Source organism: Neisseria sp. P0022.S010, from assembly GCF_051956635.1.
The window spans coordinates 1-3957 of sequence record NZ_JBQCXF010000266.1 but is presented as its reverse complement, the minus strand read 5'-3'; the positions used below and the strand labels follow the sequence as shown (position 1 = coordinate 3957).

6 protein-coding genes are annotated in these 3957 nt (G+C 47.4%); 4 read left to right on the top strand and 2 right to left on the bottom strand.

Features of this window, described 5'->3' with window-relative positions:
• Positions 1-106 precede the first annotated feature (106 nt).
• From aqpZ to ACTHUT_RS14995, 3 genes are all read left to right on the top strand, one after another.
• A complete protein-coding gene (gene aqpZ / locus ACTHUT_RS15005) occupies positions 107-841 on the top strand; it encodes an aquaporin Z (protein WP_070749626.1) in 735 nt (244 codons plus the stop codon).
• A gap of 147 nt (positions 842-988) precedes the next feature.
• Positions 989-1321 (top strand): general secretion pathway protein GspG, encoded by a 333-nt coding sequence (locus ACTHUT_RS15000; protein WP_250601724.1) that lies wholly within the window; start codon positions 989-991, stop codon positions 1319-1321.
• Positions 1309-1587 carry an NF038104 family lipoprotein gene (locus ACTHUT_RS14995; protein ID WP_250600162.1) on the top strand — a complete coding sequence of 93 codons (279 nt, stop codon included), beginning with the start codon at positions 1309-1311 and terminating at the stop codon, positions 1585-1587. The genes ACTHUT_RS15000 and ACTHUT_RS14995 overlap by 13 nt, the downstream gene beginning before the upstream one ends.
• A 59-nt stretch (positions 1588-1646) precedes the next feature.
• Here ACTHUT_RS14995 and radC read toward each other — a convergent pair whose 3' ends face one another.
• Positions 1647-2321 (bottom strand): RadC family protein, encoded by a 675-nt coding sequence (gene radC / locus ACTHUT_RS14990; RefSeq protein WP_003685430.1) that lies wholly within the window; start codon positions 2319-2321, stop codon positions 1647-1649.
• Positions 2322-2358: 37 nt separating this feature from the next.
• Positions 2359-3012 carry an IS1595 family transposase gene (locus ACTHUT_RS14985; protein ID WP_250600160.1) on the bottom strand — a complete coding sequence of 218 codons (654 nt, stop codon included), beginning with the start codon at positions 3010-3012 and terminating at the stop codon, positions 2359-2361.
• A gap of 147 nt (positions 3013-3159) precedes the next feature.
• Between ACTHUT_RS14985 and ACTHUT_RS14980 the strand changes: the two genes are divergently transcribed.
• Positions 3160-3825, top strand: coding sequence for a hypothetical protein (locus ACTHUT_RS14980; RefSeq protein ID WP_003684691.1), 666 nt, complete (start codon positions 3160-3162; stop codon positions 3823-3825).
• The last annotated feature ends 132 nt before the right edge of the window (positions 3826-3957 follow it).

The following is a 3957-nucleotide window of genomic DNA, read 5'->3' as shown; positions in this document are numbered from 1 at the left end:
ATATATCTCCCTATCCATTTGTCGCCCTTTTCAGACGGCCTTTTTTCAAGACCGGAAAAAAACAGGTAAATCCGTTTTTCGCTTAGAAACAATCTTATTATGATTCATGCCTTCGGCAACACCCCACCCTTTACAAGGAAAAACAAATGAAAAATATTTTGCAGAATTTTTCGGCACTTTCTGGCTGGTATTCGGCGGCTGCGGCAGCGCGGTTTTGGCAGCAGCTTACCCAGAACTTGGCATTGGCTTTACCGGTGTCGCTTTAGCATTCGGTTTGACCGTACTGACCATGGCTTACGCTGACGGCCACATTTCCGGCGGCCACTTCAACCCTGCCGTTTCCGTCGGCCTTTTCATCGGCGGCCGTTTCAACGGTAAAGACCTGTTGCCTTACATCGTATCCCAAGTGATCGGTGCGATTGCCGCTGCGGGCGTTCTGTATCTGATTGCTTCCGGTAAAACCGGTTTTGATGCTGTTGCTTCCGGCTTTGCCAGCAACGGTTTCGGCGAGCACTCTCCTAACGGTTACGACATGATGGCCGCTTTGCTGATCGAATTCGTCCTGACCGCATTCTTCCTGATCATCATCATGGGTTCTACCGACAAATTGGCTCCGGCCGGCTTTGCTCCTATCGCCATCGGCCTAGGTCTGACCCTGATTCACTTAATCAGCATTCCTGTAACCAATACTTCCGTTAACCCTGCACGTTCTACCGGTGTTGCCTTGTTCCAAGGTGGCTGGGCTGTTGAACAACTGTGGTTGTTCTGGTTGGCTCCTATTGCAGGTGCAGCAGTTGGCGCGACTATTTACCGCTTCGTTTTGGCTAACGACGACAAATAATCTTGACGGAATGACATTCCCGGTGCGGCTGACACTCTAAACTGACCGCACCCAAGTTGCCGAGATACAAACGCACTGCCTGACTCAGACGGTGCGTTTGTTTTTGCCATGTTACAATACTTTCTTTTCCCACATTCTCAAACCATCATGCAAACCTTACCTTTTCAAACCGATATCGCCGCCAGAATGCTGGTCAATACCGAAAACGAAACCATCCATCCCGATGCCGTATTTGTACAAACGCAAAACGGCTACTGGATTGCTTGGCACAACCAACAAGCCGCCCTACTTGTCCCCGACACACCGCCCGATATTCCCTGCTTTTGGGTAGAAGGCGCAGAAAGCTTGGAAGAGCTGGTAAGCATGGTAGAAAACGGCGAATTTGACGAAGTTGAAGAATTTGACGGCGATGATGATGCTTGGCAAGAAGCACTCGGATGCGGCCATCATCACGAAGGACACTGCGGATGCAGTCATTGAGATGCACCAATCGCCTGATTCCGGCACTTGCCCTTTGCCTGACGCTTAACGGCTGCGTTGTAGGCGCGGCTGTCGATTTGGCCGCCACAACCGTCCTGACTGCCGGAAAATTGGTTGTTAAAGGAACCGGGGCAGTGATTGACGCCGCCATTCCTGACGGTAAAAAAGACAAGGATAAAGAAAAAGAGAAGGAAAAGAGCAAAGAAAAGCTAAAATCGGAAGAAATCGTCTATAAAGAAGAATCCTCCGACGAAGTAACGCAATAATCCTTCAGACGGCCTCAGCAAGGTAACCAATCCTACTGAGGCCGTCTGAACATTCATCCTTACATATAGCCCTGTTCGCGCAAAGAGCAGGTTTCTTTTGCCGTCACGATAAAATGGTCCAACAGCGTAATATCGACCAAACTTAAAGCCTGTTTCAAACGCTCTGTAAACTGCACATCAGATTCAGACGGCCTTGCCGAACTGCCCGGATGATTGTGTGCCAAAATCAAACTGTCGGCATATTCATCCAATGCCAATTTGACAATTTCACGGATATAAACCGTATTTTCCGCCACCGTACCGCGCGACAATTCCCGTACCGCAATCAATTGATTTTGACGATTGAGCAGCAAAGCAACGCTGACCTCGATTTTTTCATGCCCAAGATGCAGGCGCAGATAATCCGCAACCGATTTCGGGTTTGACAAAATAATCTGCTCCTGCAAATCCTCACCTAAAATCCGCCGCCCGATTTCTTTGACCACGGCAAATTGAGTATAGCTTGCCAAACCCATGCCCTTATAAGCAGCGAGTGTTTTGGCATCCGCACTCATCAGCTTCCCCAAACTGCCAAACTCACTCAACAAATAACGCGCCAAATCAACCGCGCTCATACCGCGCGTTCCAACACGCAATAAAATTGCCAGCAACTCCGCATCACTCAACGCCGCCGCACCATGCGCCAAGAGCTTCTCGCGCGGCCGCTCCCCCTCGGGCCATTCTTTGATACTCATATTTTCCCTTTTATTTTGGGGCTGACGTAGATTAGCCCTAAATTCCACACCAATACCGCAGGGTTTTAAGCTGTTGAGACGGTGTGCCGAAGTTAAATCGAAATTCGCATTCTTTCAAGAATAGCGGGAAAGATTTGCGATCGATTCCGTTGTATTTTCGCAAGACACGTTTTGCCTGATTCCAAAAATTCTCAATGCCGTTAATGTGGTTCTGACGGTCGGCAAATTCCTTGGAATGGTTGATGCGGTAATGGATGAAACCGCTCACATCCAACTTGTCGTAGCTGCTCAGGCTATCCGTGTAAACAATGCTGTCCGGCATGATTTTCTTTTTGATGACAGGGAGTAACGTTTCAGACTTGGCATTATCCACCACAACGGTATAGACCCGTCCGTTGCGTTTCAGAATACCAAAGACAACCACTTTTCCTGCCGCGCCGCGACCACGTCTGCCTTTACGCCGTCCGCCGAAATAGCTTTCGTCCAACTCGACAGGGCCCTCAAAAACCTCATCGGCAACCAAGGCCAGATAATGGCTGATAACCATACGAATTTTGCGGTAGAACAGAATAGCGGAGTTGGGCTGAATGCCCAAAATATCGGCAGCGGAACGGGCGGTAACTTGGAGTACAAAAAATTCAAGTAGTTTCTTTTGAACTCTCTTTCTTAATTTACAATTGGTTATCTGCATTTTCGTAGCCTAGCATAACTGCTAATCTACGTCAGCCCCTAAGCAAATTGCGTTAAAATTACGTTAAAATAATGCCTTCTGAGTTAATGACATCATTTGCTCAAAAGGCATTATTTTTATAACACGATACGAAATGTAGGAAAACTTATGCACTCATCCATACAAAGCCGGTTTGCCCCAATTTTATACGTCTTGATTTTCTTTGCCGGATTTTTGGCAGCACAAGTTTGGTTTAATCAGCAAGCCTATTTGACCAACCTTCCCCTTTTGGTCACTGCCATTTCTGCCGTTGCATTGGTTTGGTTGATTTGGGCTGTCGTCTCTGCGCGATCCAAAGCAAAAAGCAAGATATTGCATCGTGAGCAGCTGATTCAAAAAGAGAGCATTCATCCTGTTTTGCATGCGACGTTGCAGCGTTCTGACGGTCAAACGGATTTATTGGTTTTGATTGTCCGCAATAGCGGTAAGGGCTTGGCGAAGAATGTGCGTTTTGAGGTAGAGTCTTTGCCGGATAACTTGCCGAGCAAGCTGGTCGCCGATGCGGTTATGCGCTTGGAGATGTTTTCCGGCGGTGTGGATATGCTGGCATCGGGCGAATTGTATGGCGGCGTGTTTGCAAGCATGTTGGCGCTGGCTGCCGAATTGCCGGACCAGACATTTGGCGGCGTGTTGAAACTGAAGGCCACTTATGAAAATGCCTTTGGCGATCAATGCACTTCTGAAAGCATTTTGGATTTGAGCATACTGAATTTCAATTTGTCAGAAATTAAATCCAGTGGCGAGCAAAAGCCCCGCAAGAAATTGTTGTATTGATATTTAAAATATGCAGGCCGTCTGAAACCGAAATACTTGTTTTCAGACGGCCTGTTGTTATTTTTCAAATGATTTTTGAAGAAAAAGAGGCGTATCGGGTATAATAATCAAAGAATTCGAAACGGATTGTCA

Bases quoted from the DNA above. Each gene is read 5' to 3' on its own strand.
- aqpZ (WP_070749626.1), top strand. From the start codon at position 107: ATGCCTTCGGCAACACCCCACCCTTTACAAGGAAAAACAAATGAAAAA.
- ACTHUT_RS15000 (WP_250601724.1), top strand. From the start codon at position 989: ATGCAAACCTTACCTTTTCAAACCGATATCGCCGCCAGAATGCTGGTC.
- ACTHUT_RS14995 (WP_250600162.1), top strand. From the start codon at position 1,309: ATGCAGTCATTGAGATGCACCAATCGCCTGATTCCGGCACTTGCCCTT.
- radC (WP_003685430.1), bottom strand. From the start codon at position 2,321: ATGAGTATCAAAGAATGGCCCGAGGGGGAGCGGCCGCGCGAGAAGCTC.
- ACTHUT_RS14985 (WP_250600160.1), bottom strand. From the start codon at position 3,012: ATGCAGATAACCAATTGTAAATTAAGAAAGAGAGTTCAAAAGAAACTA.
- ACTHUT_RS14980 (WP_003684691.1), top strand. From the start codon at position 3,160: ATGCACTCATCCATACAAAGCCGGTTTGCCCCAATTTTATACGTCTTG.